Genomic DNA, 15,545 nt, shown 5'->3' on the forward strand with positions numbered 1-15,545 from the left:
TGAAACAATATTTATGGCATCTTTTATGTAGTTTTAACTCATTAATCAAACATTTATGAAACCAGCATTCACTATTTTGTTACTTTTTTTATTTAAAACGGCGCTCTCTTTTGATGTTATTGATGAAGTTTCTAATGCTTTTAAAACTGGTAATAGTAAAGAATTATCAAAGTATTTCTCCTCTACTATAGAATTAAGCATCTTAAATGAGGAAGAAATATACTCTGGCTCACAAGCCGAAATTATTTTAAAAGATTTCTTTCTTAAACATCCTCCAATTTCTTCTAAAATTATCCATAAAGTAATTTCCAATGCAAATTATAAGTTTGGAGTGTTAGTTCTAAATACTTCGAAAGGTAACTTCAGGGTAAGCTATGAACTTAAAAATATGGGCGGTAAATTCTTAATTAACCAAATCAGGATAGAAGAAAATAAAGCTTAGCAACAGTTTTAAATTTTTATACTTTTGCGCTTTCAAAATTTTATGGAACTGGATAAAGAAATCATTACTACATTTATAAAAACAGCCCTATTTGAGGATATTGGAGATGGAGACCATACTTCTTTATCAACCATACCGGCAGATGCACAAGGAAAAGCTAAGCTTTTGATTAAAGATGAAGGAATAGTAGCTGGTGTTGAAATTGCCTTAGAAATTTTCAAAGAAGTTGATGCAAATTTAATAATAGATGTTTTTATTAAAGATGGAGAAAAAGTTAAGTATGGTGATATTGTATTAATTGTGAGTGGCCATGTACGTTCCATTCTAATGGCCGAAAGATTGGTTTTAAATACCATGCAAAGAATGAGTGGTATAGCTACAACCACTAAGCAAATTGTAGAAAAATTAAAAGGTAGCTCGACCCAAGTTTTAGACACCAGAAAAACCACTCCTAATTTACGTTACCTAGAAAAACTTGCTGTTAAAATTGGAGGAGGCGTTAACCATCGTTTTGGTCTTTATGATATGATTTTGATTAAAGATAATCATGTGGATTATGCCGGAGGAATTAAAAATGCCATTCAAGCAGCACAATCTTATATCAAACAACATCAAAAAAAGTTGCAAATTGAGATTGAGGTAAGAAATATTAAAGAACTGGAAGAAGTTTTAGCATGCGGCGGCATAGACAGAATTTTATTAGATAATTTTGGTTTTGAAGATTTAAAAACGGCTGTTAAATTGGTGAATAAAAGTGTTTTAACAGAAGCATCTGGCGGTATTACACCAGAAAACGCCATAGATTATGCCCTTTGTGGCGTAGATTACATTTCTATGGGGGCATTAACACATTCTGTTAAAAGCTTGGATATGAGTCTTAAAGCTTTAATTTCATAAAATGATTTTCATTTTTATACAAGAAAGAAAAAGCTATTTAATATAATTGCACATACATGATATCAATATATTCTTTAGGAGCAATATTATTAGCTTATCTTTTGGGGTCTATCCCATCAGCGGTTTGGATAGGACAAGCTTTTTACGGGATAGACGTTAGAGAATATGGCAGTGGTAATGCCGGTGCAACCAATACATTTAGGGTATTAGGTAAAAAAGCTGGTATTCCTGTGATGATTATCGATATTTTAAAAGGTTGGACTGCTACTAATCTTGCCTATTTTATTGGACTATCTGTAACCGGACCAGAGCACTCTGTTCAATATGTAAATTACCAATTAGCTTTAGGTATAGTTGCTGTAATGGGACATCTTTTTCCTGTTTTTGCTGGTTTTAGAGGGGGTAAAGGTATTGCTACACTCTTTGGTATGATTTTAGCCGTTCACTTGCCAGCAGCATTGCTTTGTGTTCTGGTTTTTACAGTTGTACTTTTATTGAGTAAATACGTATCATTAAGCTCTATTTCGGCAGGTTTTACCTTTCCACTAAGTGTTATTTTCGTATATCAAGTTTCAGTAAAAGCTATCGTTATTTACGGTATGTGCATTTGTGTTTTGATATTGGTTACACATCAGAAAAACATAGAAAGACTATTACGAGGCCGAGAATCCAAAGTAAATCTGTTTAAGAAAAAATAATTTTTATTAATTATATATGAACAAAACCATCAAAATTTTATCAGTAGCTGCATTTACAGCTATTCTTACCGCTTGTTCTACAGTACCTTTAACAGGCAGAAGGCAAGCAAATTTGGTAAGTGATACCGAAATGAACCAAATGGCGGCACAAAGCTACCGTGAGTTCTTATCTGATCCAAAAAATAAAGTTGTTAACAATACAGCAGAAAGCAGAAAAGTTAAAGATATTGGTAATAAAATAGCAGCAGCCGTAACCAGATACATGAATGATAATGGTTATGGAAACCAAATTGCTGGCTTTCAATGGGAATTTAACTTGGTCCAAAGTCCTGATGTTAATGCTTGGTGTATGCCGGGCGGTAAAGTTGCTGTATATACAGGCATCTTACCTGTAACTTTAACAGACGCTGGCTTAGCTACAGTAATGGGGCATGAAATTGCTCACGCTATTGCGAAACATTCTAACGAGCGTTACTCGCAAACGATGATAGCGCAAGGATTAGGTACTTTAGCTGGTGCTGCGGTAACCAAATCAGAAGCTGGATATGGTGTTTTCCAACAGGTTTTTGGTATTGGTGCACAAGCTGGGGTTTTATTACCAAACTCTAGAAAACAAGAATCAGAAGCAGATAGATTGGGTTTAACTTTTATGGCTATGGCCGGATATGACCCTGCAAGTGCTATAGATTTTTGGCAAAGAATGGCGGCCAAAAGTAATGGTCAAAAACCACCTGAATTTTTAAGCACTCACCCTAGTGATGCTACTAGAATTAATGATATTAAAAAATATCTGCCAGAAGCAGCAGCTTATTATAGAAAATAAAGAAATATCCTAACTATATAAAAAAGCCTCGAAATCGTGAATTTCGAGGCTTTTTTTTTATAGTTTAATTTTATACCAAAGGTTCTTGCTGACTTAAACAGTGAAAACTTCCTAATCCCCAAATAATATCTGTTGAATCTATCCCGATAGTTTCTCTGTCTGGAAAACATTTAGCTATAATGTCCAATGCAATTTTATCTTTATCGCAACGGTAAGTTGGCACTATCACATGGCCATTGCTGATATAAAAATTAGCGTAAGAAGCTGGTAAGCGGGTATCTTCAAAAATAACAGCATCTGGCATGGGTAATGCTATAATATTAAGCGCATCACCATTTAACAAACGCATCTCTTTTAACTCTCTTAAATTGGTTTGCAAGAGTTCGTAATTTTCATCTTCCGGATTATCCTCAACTACGGTTAAAACGGTATTTTCATTCACAAATCTTACGGTATCATCAATATGACCGTCTGTATCATCACCTACAATGCCATCACTCACCCAAAGTACTTGTTGCTGACCGTAAAAAGTTTTAAGATATTCTTCTATTTGTTCCTGATTTAAATGCGGATTTCTATTTTCATTTAGCAAGCAACTTCTGGATGTTAAAATAGTTCCAGCACCATTAAATTCTACAGAACCACCTTCCATGATAATTCCTGGATGATAAACTGGAATATCAAAATGCTCGGCTATTTTAGTTGGGATAACGTCATCCAAATCAAAAGGAGGATATTTACCACCCCAAGCATTAAAACCCCAATCAACAATAATTTTCTTTTGCTCGGCATTTGGGTTAATCAAAAAAGCCGGCCCATGGTCTCGGCACCAAGCGTCGTTACTAGGGTTAAAATAAAACTCTATTTGAGATAAATCAGCTCCAGCTGCCTCAATATGCTGTAATGCAAAGGCCTTCATCTCCTCATCTCTTACGTTGATTCTAACTTTTTCTGTTAAACTTAATATTTGGATAAATTGAGCATAGGGCTTATAAATACTATCTATTTTACCCGGCCAACTAGCTTCTTTATGCGGCCAAGAAAGCCATGTTGCTTCATGTGGCGCCCACTCTGGTGGGAAGTAGTAAGAGGTCGGAAGACTGAGGTCCGAAGACCGAAGTCTAGAGTATGAAGTTTGATTTATATTTTCTTTACTCATTTATTTTAAGGATTTCTTTAATACAACTAGCATAAAATGAATTTATTCACACTCTGTATAGAGCTTTTCAAAATCAGTTTGATTAATGATATTTCTTCTTTTGCCCAAATGCAAACAACTTACTACCTCAATATTTGAGCGAATTGAATAAGATAAAAATCTTGCAAATTCAGCATTAGATTGGTCGGTACTTCCTTCTGCAATATTTAGAGAGATGGAATCACAAGCTCTTTTAATCTGAGAAGTCAAAACATATAGTTCATCTTTTGGAAAAGATTTTGTGAGCAAATCAATATCAAATGATAAATCCATTGCTTTTTGCCAAACTTTGAGCCCTTCAAATTTAAAAGCCATAATATTAAGTCTTAAAACGCTATAGACTTCCGTCTTCGGTCCTCCGACTTCGGACATCTACTCTTCATCAATAAATCTTTTAACAATAGGCTGGTAAGAATCAATTCTACGATCTCTTAAGAAAGGCCAGTGAACTCTGTAACTATCGGATTTGGCTAAATCTACTTCTTGCACATGTACTTCTTCTTGCTCTACAGAGCCTTTATATAATAATTTCCCAAATGGATTAGCAATAAATGAGCCCCCCCAAAATTTTACTCCGGCTTCTACTCCTACTCTGTTTACTCCCACTACATGGATACCATTAGCTACTGCGTGAGAACTTTGGATGGTTTGCCAAGCATTGTGTTGTTCTTCATTAGTTGCATCATCTTGCGTGGTTGCCCAACCAATAGCTGTTGGATAAAATAGGATTTCGGCACCCATTAATGCGGTAATTCTAGCCGCTTCTGGATACCACTGATCCCAGCAGATTAATACTCCTATAGTGGCAAACTTAGTTTTGAATACTTTATAGCCTAAATCACCCGGAGTGAAATAAAATTTCTCGTAAAAACCCGGATCATCAGGTATATGCATTTTACGATATTTTCCTAAATAAGCTCCATCAGCATCTAAAACTGCTGTTGTATTATGGTATAATCCTTCAGTACGTTTCTCAAAAAGTGAAGCAATAATCACTACCCCCAATTCTTTAGCTAGTGATTGCAAAGCATCTGTAGAAGGACCAGGAATAGGTTCTGCTAAGGCAAAATTGTCGTAATCTTCTACATCACAAAAATATAAGGAAGTAAAAAGTTCTTGTAAACAAATGATTTGAGCACCTTTTGCGGCTGCTTCTCTTACTTTTTGGATGGCTTTATCTAGATTTTCTTGCTTGTTTGAAGTGCAAGACATCTGTACTATACCTACTTTTACATTTTTATTCATTCCACAAATTATTAACAGGCGGCAAAATTAACAATTATGTATGGATTATGACGAGATTATATCATAGATGATATCAAGATGAGAATTACAATAAGCTCTTGATGGTTTTCTTTAACCAATAAGTATTAACCGCACCACCCCCTACGGAGTGATAACTTACTTTAGCGCTTCTATCTATGATAACATGAGTGGGATACTGGGTAACGCCAAATTTATCTGCATAATACCTCGCATCTGGAACTTGAGTATAATTAAAAGGAAATAGTTTTAGGAAGTTTTCTATTTGCTCAGCTTGGTCTAAGGCTATAGCTACAAAAATCACATCTTTTTCGTTGGAAAATTTCTTTACCAAATCATTCAACTCTGGTATTTCTTGTCTACAAGGCGCACAGGAAACAAACCAAAAATTTATCACTAAAATTTTCCCTATCAAATCTTTAGCAGCTATTTTCTTACCTTTAACATCTGTTAAATTAGAATATTTAAAGGTGTCTCCATCTTTAAAACAAGTACTTAAACGTGGTCTTGGAGCTTTTGCTAATTGCGCATCAATCTCATCTTCTGTACGCTCTTTAAGCAAAAAAACAGGCTTTTGTCCCATTTCATACCTACGCTCTAATTTATATTTACCTGATTTTACTGCTTTATTCCAATACTCTGTAGAATAAGGTAAACCAGTAGAATCTACCACAGTAATCTCTCTAGTAACAGGAGGTGTTTCAATTTTTGGAGCTTCAGTTTGTGCAAAACTTTTGGCTGTAGCAAAAGCTATCACCAACATCAATAAAAGTTTTTTCATAGGGTAAATTGAGTTTATTTTTTATCAAAATATTTCCAAACATAATAAACTGGAATTCCTAAAACAACAATAGCTAAACCCCAGCCACAAGTATCTGGCTTGTAAATGAGTAAATCTATACAAATAGCAGAAGCTAACAAGATGTATAGCGCTGGTAAAAAAGGATAGCCAAAAGCTTTATACGGTCTTTTCCAATCTGGTCTTTTTATCCTCAACACAAATATCCCAGCAATGGTGATAATGTAAAATAATAAAGCAGAGAAGACACTATAATCTAATAACTGCCCATAAGTACCAGATAGACACAATAAAGCAGCCCAAAAAGCTTGTAGGATAAGCGCAAAACCTGGTACATCTTTTTTATTTAGAGTTGCCGCTTTTTTGAAAAACACACCATCTTGAGCCATGGCATAGTATAGCCTTGCCCCAGAAAGTATTAAACCATTATTGCAACCAAAAGTAGATACCATAATCAATAAAGCCATGATAGCTGCTGCTGCACTTCCAAAAATAACTGAAGCCGCTGCCGTACCTACCCTATCTTGTAAGGCAAACATGATTCCACGCTCTAAAACCGTAGCACCATCTGGCAAACCACTTACAGGTAATAGCATCAAATAAGCCACATTGGCCAAGATATAAAGTATGGTTACGATTAAAGTTCCAAACAATAAGCTCAGTGGAATATTCTTTTCAGGATTTTTCACCTCACCGGCAATATAGGTAATGTTATTCCAAGTATCTGATGAAAATAAAGAACCCACCATGGCGGCTCCCATGGCACCAAAAAGTAAAACACCTCCAAGTAGCTCTGTAGAAATTGTTCCATCTTCGTTCACTTTAGTTTGGTAAGGAGCCCAAAAATTATCCAAATTAGAAAAAAAAGCTTCGCTATTTAAACCAACATAAATACCTGCTATAATAAGCCCTAATAAAGCCAATAGCTTCGCAATAGTAAAAATTGTTTGTACCAGCTTGGCACTTTTCACTCCTTGTAGGTTGATAAAGGTTAGAAAGCATATCATAATGATAGCTAACAATTGCGTATGATTTAAGCCAAAATCTCCTAAACTGAATAAAATATTTTTTTGATCGAAAAAAGGGATAATCTCTGCGGTATATTTAGCAAATGCAATGGCTACAGCAGCAATAATTCCGGTTTGTATAACGGTAAAAACCGTCCATCCGAAAAGAAAACCAATCATGGGATTATAGGCTTCTTTTAAATAAACATATTGACCACCTGCTTGTGGCATCATGCCTGCTAACTCTCCGTAACTTAAAGCTGCTATTAAGGTAATAACGCCTGTAATAAGCCAAATTAAAAGTATAACACCTGGAGAACCGACTTGTCTAGCGATATCAGAGCTCACTAAAAATATTCCTGAGCCAATCATAGAGCCGGCTACAATCATTGTAGAGTCTAGCAGCCCTAGCTCTCTTTTCATGGTGGTTTTTTGCATAGTATTTTTCGCTATCCTAGAGATATTATGATTTAGCAGGTTTAATTTTCTTATCGAAAAGAAACAATTAATTTCTTATTAAAATTAATAAAACTATTTAACTAACCTAGCTACAAACATAGTATCAGCTTTATGCTGATAACCTTTGATAAGTTCCTGACTCTCTATTTGTAATTTAAATTCTTCTTGTATCCAAGCAACCTGAACCTCATTTTCTTCTTTAAAAACCGAACAGGTGATGTAAATAAGAGGCTTACCTGGTTTTAGATAAGATATAACGTTACGGATAATTTTACGCTGCAAATCTTGAAAAAACTGTATGGTATGTTCTTCAAACTGATTAATCATTTCTGGCGTTCTTCCCCACGTACCAGAACCACTACAAGGTGCGTCTAAGATGATACCATCAAACTCATAATCATGCAAGAATAAAGATTGGTCTAAGGTTAAATCCAGTACTTTTTTCTGATAGTTTCTGATACCTGCATGTAAAAAGCGTTCATCCAAATTGTCTAAAATAGAAGCTCTAATATCAGAAACTAAAAGTTTAATATCTGGCTGCTGCTGATGTAATAGTAATGATTTACCGCCAGATGCTGCACAGCAATCCCACCATTTATCCCATTTTTGTGGTTTAAAATAATGTCCTACTTGCTGCGAGGATAAATCTTGCACCTCATATAAACCTTTATCAGTAAATAAATGATCTAGTTTTGTGCCGTTTGCTAAAGCATAGGTTTGTTCTCCCAAATGCTGAAAATTAATATCAGCATTTAGCAAAGTGCTGGTAAAACGTTTTTCGGCTCCTTTTCTAACCCTGATGTATAAATCTGGCTGTACTAGAATTTTACTACAGAATAAAGTTGTATCTACCCCTTCTGAAAGATGTTTATGAAAAGGGAAAATATCTAAAACATCGAAAGCCGGAAACTCTTGTTTTGCTATAACAAGCTTTTCTTTAAGGGTGAAATTGATAGCAGTTTCCAATTCTGGCTTGTAAAAAGCAATAAAAGAATTGCTAATGGTATTGCAAAGAAACTCGGCAATAATTAAGCGGTTAAGCAAAGTTTCCTGATGAAGAGCATGACCTAGCCTAAAGTAATTGTAAACCAACCTGCTAGCTATTTTACGGTCTTTAGACCCCATTTGCTTGTTTTGACGATAGTATATAGCCAAAAAACGATGCAAAGGCTGGTCTTGCTGGTAATGGGCTAAAATTTGCTCTACCGTAGCCAATTGGTGAATAGCTTTCATTTATTTAACCCTTTTAAGCTGATAATCTTGATACTTTAAAATCATTAAGCTGTGGTTATAGTAGCCCAATTTAGCATCCTTCAAAAAATCAAGTTCGTTGTGTAAACCTTCTAACGATGTTTTGGTCAAGTCATCAGCGAAAGCTTTACCATTTTTACTCATTAAAGAAGCAAAATAATAAGCAATATCAAAACCTTTGATGGCATACTCACTAGGCTCTAAACTATATTTCGCTCTGTATTTAGCTAAAAACTGCTCTACCCTAGGGGTTTTATAATCTACTTTGTAAGATGAGGTTATATGCGTGTTGAGTTTTTGCATGGTTGTAGCATCCAAAAACTGTAGCTTCTCCCAGCCGGGATGCCCAATAACCGCAATTTGAAAGTTTGCACTTAGTTTTAATAATTCTTTAGTGATAGAAAGCAGGAAGTTTCTATCCGTAGCTGGCAAAACAACAACATTTAAACCAACCGGATTTAAATGCTTAAACACATTTTCGTAACCAACAGCTTTTATACCAATTTCAGAAAATGCGGTTTGTTTTAATAAGCTATCGCGATATTTCTTAAATGGAACAGCAAATTTAAACTCATCTGCCTGCCCACTTCTAATCATGATGATTTTTCGAGGCTTTAAATCAGATTTTATAAAATTAACAGCACTTAAGGTATGCTGTTCTAAAGAATTGTTAATGGTAATTAAATAAGGATTGTTAAACTGCTCCGGACCTGTTGCTGCTAGAGGAGAAACCACCAGTTTCTGCATATTTTTACTGTATGTGGCAAAAGCTTTTATCCCATTAGGGAAAATAGGCCCAACAATTAAATCGGAATTTTTGATACCTGCTTTAGCTGCTAGAATAGCAATATTAGCAGGATCATCCTTAGAATCGTAAACCTGTAACTTAAAGTTACCCCCTAAATTGTTTGCTACAGAATCTAAACCCATCTTAAAACCTTGATAAAAATCAATCGCAATTTCTGCTTTGGCAATATCATTTAAACCAGCCGTTTGATGGTTGATACTGGAAAGTTCAAAAGGAAGAACCAGCGAAATCACCATTTCTGGCTTTTCTGCTAGTTTATCTTCGGGTATTGTTTCTAGTTTTGGCTTTAATTTAATCTCTCTATCTGGTGCGGGCTCTATACGCTCAACAACTTTAGGAGTGGTTTTTGGCGAACAAGCCGCCAAGAAAGCTAAAAATAGTAATACATAAACCCTACTCCCACTCAATGGTAGCAGGCGGTTTAGAACTGATATCATACACTACCCGGTTTATACCTTTAACATTATTGATAATTTCATTAGATATTTTAGCTAGTAGCTCGTAAGGTAAATGGCTCCAATCGGCAGTCATACCATCTACAGATTCTACGGCTCTTAAACTTACAACGTTTTCGTAAGTTCTTTCGTCTCCCATAACCCCAACAGATTGTATAGGCAAATAAATAGTTCCTGCTTGCCAAACTCTATCATACCAACCTGCTTTTTTTAGGTTTTCTATGTAGATATAATCTGCTTCTTGTAAGATAGCTACTTTTTCTGGAGTAACTTCTCCTAATATTCTGATACCTAAACCTGGCCCCGGGAAAGGATGTCTGTTTAAGATATTCTCTGGTAAACCTAGTGCTTTACCAACTCTTCTAACTTCGTCCTTAAATAAGGATTTTAGAGGCTCAACAATTTTAAGCTTCATAAAATCTGGCAAACCACCCACATTATGGTGAGATTTTATAGTTGCAGACGGACCACCATTTACCGATACTGATTCTATCACATCCGGATAAATGGTACCTTGTGCTAACCATTTTACATCAGAAATTTGATGCGCTTCATCATCAAAAACCTCTATAAAAACTCTGCCTATGGCTTTTCTTTTCTGCTCAGGATCTGTTAAACCAGCTAGGGCATCGTAAAATAACTGCTTAGCATTAACACCTTTTACGTTTAAACCTAAATCTTTATAAGATTCTAAAACAGATTCAAACTCGTTCTTACGTAATAAGCCATTATCAACAAAAATACAATGTAAATTTTTGCCAATAGCTTTATGCAAAAGCAATGCCGCAACAGACGAATCAACCCCGCCAGATAAACCTAAAACCACTTTATCATCGCCTAATTGACTTTTTAAATCATCTATGGTAATATCCGCGAAAGCGTGTGGAGTCCAATCTTGTGAGCAGCCACAAATATCTACCAAGAAGTTTTGCAATAACTGCTTCCCATCTGTAGAATGTGTTACCTCTGGGTGAAATTGTATACCGTAAGTTTGTGTGCCTTTTAGTTGGTAAGCAGCAACTTTCACAGTATCTGTACTGGCAATAACCTCAAAATTTGAAGGAATTTCTTTAATGGTATCTCCATGAGACATCCATACTTGTGATTTGGCAGGGATACCATGTAATAAAGGATTATTAGCATGAATGTACTCCAAATTTGCTCTTCCGTATTCTCTAATTTCTGATGCTACAACTTGTCCGCCAGAATGCTGCGCCATATATTGTGCCCCATAACAAACACCTAGCAAAGGTAGTTTCTCATGAAATTGTTTGAAATCTACTTGTGGGGCATCGGCTTGTCTTACAGAAGACGGACTCCCTGATAGGATAACACCTTTTGTATATTCATCAATTGCTGGGACCTTATTAAAGGGGTGGATTTCGCAATAAACATTTAGCTCTCTTACCCTACGGGCTATCAATTGGGTATATTGCGAGCCGAAATCTAAAATGAGGATTTTCTCTTGCATGCGCAAAGGTAAAAATTTAAAGCTTTGTAACTAGTAAATAAGGTAAATAAGTTTAGCTATGATTTGGGGCTTTTCCAAAACCTTATCTGATTTGATAGTAATAAAAATTTCCTATTTTGTAGAAAATCTAAATGGAATGAAAAAATTATCATCTATGCTTGTTGTGGGTGTTATCTTGCTAGGAGCAGTAGTTTTAATCAATACTTTCACTTTTAAAAGCAAGCAAATAAATACTGAACCCGCAGAATTTATAAATATACCTCAAACTTGTATACAAAATTTACAGAAAGCTATTCAATTTAAAACCATTTCTTATGATCGTCCTGATTTAATAGATAGTGCTGCATTTTTAGATTTTCATACTTTTTTGGTGCAAGCTTATCCTTTAACTTTTTCTAAATTAAAACTAGAAAAAATTAACGGCTTAAGCCTGATATTACATTGGCAAGGTAAAAACAAGGCATTACAACCTATCATTTTAATGGCTCATCAGGATGTTGTACCTGTAGAAGAAGCTACTAGAAAGAATTGGCATGCCGATCCATTTTCTGGAGCTTTAAAAGACGACTTTATTTATGGTAGAGGAACTATTGATGACAAAGGAAGCTTGATAGCCATTTTAGAAAGTGTTGAGCTACTTTTGAAAGATAATTTCATCCCTGAAAATGATATTTATTTTGTATTTGGCCACGATGAAGAGGTTACAGGCAAAAGAGGCGCAAAAGTAATTGCTGCTTTATTTAAGCAAAGAGGGATAAAACCTGCTATGGTTTTGGATGAAGGCGGTATTATTACCCATTATAAAGTGCCAGGTTTAGATAAACCAGCTGCTGTTGTTGGCATTGCAGAAAAAGGTTATGTAACAGTAGATTTAAAAGCAAGAATTGCAGGTGGACACTCTTCTATGCCAGAAAAACAAACCGCTATAGATGAGCTTGCCAAAGCTTTGGTAAAGCTTAAAGAAAACCAATTCCCTTTAGAGTTAGGTCCGGTAACCAATCTTTTTATGGATTATGTTGGTCCAGAAATGCCGTTTGTTAGTAAAATGGCAATGGCTAACCGTTGGCTGTTTTCATCTATCATTAAAAGTAATTATGAAAAAACCGCTGCCGGGAGTGCTACTTTAAGAACAACAACAGCTACTACCATTTTTAATGCGGGTTTAAAAGAAAATCTTATCCCAGGCGAGGCTAGTGCTACTGTAAATTTCAGAACATTACCTGGGGTTGATACTTTGGCAGTCATCAATCATGTAAAAAAAGTAATTAACAACCCTGATATTGAAGTTACCTTAAGACAAGGTAGCTCTGCAACAGCACAAATTGCTAAGGTTAACGATAAAACTTTTGATTATTTGCAAAAAACTATAAGTGCTTTTCAGGAAGACATTATTGTAACACCTTATTTGGTGTTGGGTGCTACAGATAGTAGGTTCTTTGGCGATTTAACTACACAAGTTTTCAGGTTTACTCCTTTTACAGATCCTGAGGGTTTTCATGGTGTAAATGAAAGAATTAAAGTAACCGAATTTAAAAAAGGGATTATGTTCTATTATCATTTTATTAAAAATTATAATTAAAAAAACCTACCCATTTCGGGTAGTACAGCGTTTAATTCTTCATAATATTTTTGCTTAATTAATTAAAACAAAAATATTATGATTAAAAACTTATCAAAAATTGCCATGTCTTTAGCTTTGGCTTTAACCTTATTTTCTTGTAAAAAAGACGAGGACAACAACCAAGCTCCTATTGTAAGTATTACCTCTCCTACCACAACTTATACCTATGTTGGTTCTCAACCTTATGTTGAGATAACCGCTGAAGCGTATGATAACGACGGAACTATTGCTAAAGTAGAATTTTACAGAGGCACTACTTTAGTAGCTACAGAAACTATTCCTGATAGCAGAAAATTATCCTTTTCTAAAGACCGTATAACCATTTCAGCTACTGAAATCGCTATAGATTATTCTAGAAGATTTTCTGCATTTATTGAAGGTGCGCCATTTGTTGCCGGACCTAATACCATAACTGCTAAAGCTTATGATGATAAAGGAAAAATTACAACCAGTGCGGCTGTGACTTTTACTTTACAATTGCAAAATGTAGTTATTGCATTACCTGCTAGTATCAAATAAAATCTTTAAACCCCGCGAAAGAAGCAGGTTAAGTTGTTTATCATACAACTTGCCTGTTTTATTCTTTTAGCTTTTCACAAACTACACCAAACTTATTTAAAAAATCTACGCCTTCATCAGAAGGTAAACCTTTATAAGCTGCATAAGAATCTCTAAAATACACATGCTTAATGCCTGATGATAAAATTAATCTAGCACAAGCAATACAAGGCGATAAAGTGGTGTACAAAGTAGCATCTTGTATTTGTGTACCATTTTTAACAGCGTATAAAATAGCATTTTCCTCGGCATGCAAAGCTAAAGAGCAGCTATTTCTAGAATCTCTTGGGCAACCGTCTTGAGGCCATTCTTCATCGCAATTATGCGTACCTGCTGGTGGGCCGTTATAACCTATAGATATAATACGTGTATCTTTTGTAAGTACCGCCCCTACTTGATTTTTCACACAATGCGAACGCCTTGCTAAATCAGAAGCTAAATTCATGAATATAGAATCAAAACTTAGTTTCATATATACTTAAATGTTTCCTGCTTATTTATTTGATGCGCTAAAATAGTAATAACCCTTAAGCTTTAACGTTAATTTTTAGATTATGTAGTTTGGTATAATCAAACTCGCCTTATACTTTTATCCTTCTAAAATTTATTTGAATTGTAACGAATGTAATTTTACAGTTAATTTTAACCAATAAAATTGCATATTCGCATCATAGCATCACATAAAGAACCTTTATTACATGTTAGAATTAATTGTTTCGGGTATAGGATTAGGAATAGTGCTCTCTTTTGTAACAGGACCCGTATTTTTTGCGTTGATTAAAACGAGTATTGAGAAAGGATTTCATGCAGGCGTTTCTTTAGCTTTAGGAGTAGTCATTTCTGATGCCGTTTATGTAGCTGTAACTCTATTTGGCTCTTCTTTACTTAATTTTGAAAACAAATATCGTTTACCTATCGGGATATTAGGAAGTGCCATTCTTTTTGGAATTGGGCTTTATTATTTGTTGAAAAAAGTTAAAATCACTTATGAACATATTCCCTCTTCAAAGAAAAATGCCGGTTATTTTCTTAAGGGATTTTTCATGTGCATTTTCAATCCTTTTATTTTATTGTATTGGATAAGTGTTACCAGTGGGATTTACTCTTTAAACGGGGAACTTAAAAGCGAGCAAATTATACCATTTTTTGGAAGTATTTTAATTACCCTTTTTGGGATGGATACTTTAAAAGCCTATTTTGCTCATCGTTTAAGGCATAAAATAAGAGAGCAAACCATCCAAAAAGTAAACAGGATAGCTGGGATTTTAATCATAACCTTTGCTTTAAAATTGGTTTATAACCTGATATTTACCGAAACCTTAATTTAATTATAAGCTGCTTGTTCCTGGATAGATATCAATATAATCTACCACCATACCGCCTTCGCAACTGGTCATATTTTGTAATCTAAAGTATTTACGATTTCCTTTCCCATAAAAGGTTTGTTTACCTTCTTTTATACAAGGCTCGCCATTGTTGATACTGCTTACTAAAGTTTCTATTCTACCTTCAAACTCAAGTTCTTTTTCATTTAAGCGCCTTATTTTGCCTTCTATTTTAAGATAATCTCCATTTGTGTTGTTTTGAGTGCCTGCTATCAGATACCAATCATTTGCTACAGGGGTTACCTCAACATAACCAGGTTTATCCCAACTTATCCACTGTAAAGTAATAGGATGCTTTCCGGCTTTTAAAGTTTGTTTGCTAATTGTGTCTTTGATTTTTGTATGCTCTTGAACTTTTATCAAGCTATCTCGAGCATTTAAAAGCTTTTTTAAGCTGTCATTTTCTCTTA

At 34.9% G+C, this 15,545-nt stretch carries 17 protein-coding genes; 7 read left to right on the forward strand and 10 right to left on the reverse strand.

The window, feature by feature from the left end:
- Positions 1 to 55: 55 nt before the first annotated feature.
- Genes H510_RS0101085 through H510_RS0101100 form a run of 4 tightly spaced genes read left to right on the forward strand, consistent with a single transcriptional unit; the run spans position 56 to position 2,860 of the window.
- Positions 56 to 442 (forward strand): DUF4783 domain-containing protein, encoded by a 387-nt coding sequence (locus H510_RS0101085; protein ID WP_026902615.1) that lies wholly within the window; start codon positions 56 to 58, stop codon positions 440 to 442.
- A gap of 42 nt (positions 443 to 484) precedes the next feature.
- Positions 485 to 1,339, forward strand: coding sequence for a carboxylating nicotinate-nucleotide diphosphorylase (gene nadC / locus H510_RS0101090; RefSeq protein WP_026902616.1), 855 nt, complete (start codon positions 485 to 487; stop codon positions 1,337 to 1,339).
- A gap of 56 nt (positions 1,340 to 1,395) precedes the next feature.
- Positions 1,396 to 2,037: a glycerol-3-phosphate 1-O-acyltransferase PlsY gene (gene plsY, locus H510_RS0101095; protein WP_026902617.1), complete on the forward strand. Its 642-nt coding sequence runs from the start codon at positions 1,396 to 1,398 to the stop codon at positions 2,035 to 2,037.
- Between the two features lie 16 nt (positions 2,038 to 2,053).
- Positions 2,054 to 2,860, forward strand: a complete 807-nt coding sequence (locus tag H510_RS0101100) for a M48 family metallopeptidase (protein WP_026902618.1) — start codon at positions 2,054 to 2,056, stop codon at positions 2,858 to 2,860.
- Positions 2,861 to 2,930: 70 nt separating this feature from the next.
- On the opposite strand, the gene H510_RS0101105 is transcribed toward H510_RS0101100, so the two are convergent.
- The 8 genes from H510_RS0101105 to guaA form a co-directional block, all read right to left on the reverse strand.
- Complete coding sequence (locus tag H510_RS0101105) at positions 2,931 to 4,019, reverse strand: agmatine deiminase family protein (RefSeq protein WP_026902619.1); 1,089 nt, start codon at positions 4,017 to 4,019, stop codon at positions 2,931 to 2,933.
- 42 nt (positions 4,020 to 4,061) lie between these two features.
- Positions 4,062 to 4,373: a four helix bundle protein gene (locus tag H510_RS18005; RefSeq protein ID WP_051290989.1), complete on the reverse strand. Its 312-nt coding sequence runs from the start codon at positions 4,371 to 4,373 to the stop codon at positions 4,062 to 4,064.
- A 57-nt stretch (positions 4,374 to 4,430) separates the two neighbouring features.
- On the reverse strand, positions 4,431 to 5,303 hold the full coding sequence (locus H510_RS0101115; RefSeq protein WP_026902620.1) for a carbon-nitrogen hydrolase: 873 nt from the start codon (positions 5,301 to 5,303) through the stop codon (positions 4,431 to 4,433).
- Positions 5,304 to 5,388: 85 nt separating this feature from the next.
- Positions 5,389 to 6,102, reverse strand: coding sequence for a TlpA family protein disulfide reductase (locus H510_RS0101120; RefSeq protein ID WP_026902621.1), 714 nt, complete (start codon positions 6,100 to 6,102; stop codon positions 5,389 to 5,391).
- 14 nt (positions 6,103 to 6,116) lie between these two features.
- Positions 6,117 to 7,550, reverse strand: a complete 1,434-nt coding sequence (locus H510_RS0101125) for an APC family permease (RefSeq protein ID WP_245584770.1) — start codon at positions 7,548 to 7,550, stop codon at positions 6,117 to 6,119.
- Positions 7,551 to 7,658: 108 nt separating this feature from the next.
- Positions 7,659 to 8,819: an RsmB/NOP family class I SAM-dependent RNA methyltransferase gene (locus H510_RS0101130; protein WP_026902623.1), complete on the reverse strand. Its 1,161-nt coding sequence runs from the start codon at positions 8,817 to 8,819 to the stop codon at positions 7,659 to 7,661.
- The gene (locus H510_RS0101135) at positions 8,820 to 10,082 is read right to left on the reverse strand and encodes an ABC transporter substrate-binding protein (protein ID WP_026902624.1); all 1,263 of its coding nucleotides are present in this window, start codon (positions 10,080 to 10,082) and stop codon (positions 8,820 to 8,822) included.
- On the reverse strand, positions 10,039 to 11,571 hold the full coding sequence (guaA, locus tag H510_RS0101140) for a glutamine-hydrolyzing GMP synthase (protein WP_026902625.1): 1,533 nt from the start codon (positions 11,569 to 11,571) through the stop codon (positions 10,039 to 10,041). The genes H510_RS0101135 and guaA overlap by 44 nt, the downstream gene beginning before the upstream one ends.
- Positions 11,572 to 11,707: 136 nt before the next feature.
- On the opposite strand from guaA, the gene H510_RS0101145 reads away from it, so the two are divergent.
- Both H510_RS0101145 and H510_RS0101150 read left to right on the forward strand, forming a co-directional pair.
- On the forward strand, positions 11,708 to 13,150 hold the full coding sequence (locus H510_RS0101145; protein WP_026902626.1) for a M20/M25/M40 family metallo-hydrolase: 1,443 nt from the start codon (positions 11,708 to 11,710) through the stop codon (positions 13,148 to 13,150).
- A 78-nt stretch (positions 13,151 to 13,228) separates the two neighbouring features.
- Positions 13,229 to 13,711, forward strand: a complete 483-nt coding sequence (locus tag H510_RS0101150; RefSeq protein WP_026902627.1) for an Ig-like domain-containing protein — start codon at positions 13,229 to 13,231, stop codon at positions 13,709 to 13,711.
- A gap of 58 nt (positions 13,712 to 13,769) precedes the next feature.
- Here the strand turns inward: H510_RS0101150 and H510_RS0101155 are convergent, their stop codons facing one another.
- A complete protein-coding gene (locus H510_RS0101155) occupies positions 13,770 to 14,222 on the reverse strand; it encodes a deoxycytidylate deaminase (RefSeq protein WP_026902628.1) in 453 nt (150 codons plus the stop codon).
- Between the two features lie 226 nt (positions 14,223 to 14,448).
- On the opposite strand from H510_RS0101155, the gene H510_RS0101160 reads away from it, so the two are divergent.
- The gene (locus H510_RS0101160; RefSeq protein ID WP_026902629.1) at positions 14,449 to 15,078 is read left to right on the forward strand and encodes a LysE family translocator; all 630 of its coding nucleotides are present in this window, start codon (positions 14,449 to 14,451) and stop codon (positions 15,076 to 15,078) included.
- Here H510_RS0101160 and H510_RS0101165 read toward each other — a convergent pair whose 3' ends face one another.
- Complete coding sequence (locus H510_RS0101165; protein WP_155977763.1) at positions 15,079 to 15,498, reverse strand: hypothetical protein; 420 nt, start codon at positions 15,496 to 15,498, stop codon at positions 15,079 to 15,081.
- Between the last annotated feature and the right edge of the window lie 47 nt (positions 15,499 to 15,545).

This window comes from Pedobacter glucosidilyticus DSM 23534 (assembly GCF_000425145.1).
GTDB classification, from domain to species: Bacteria; Bacteroidota; Bacteroidia; order Sphingobacteriales; family Sphingobacteriaceae; genus Pseudopedobacter; species Pseudopedobacter glucosidilyticus.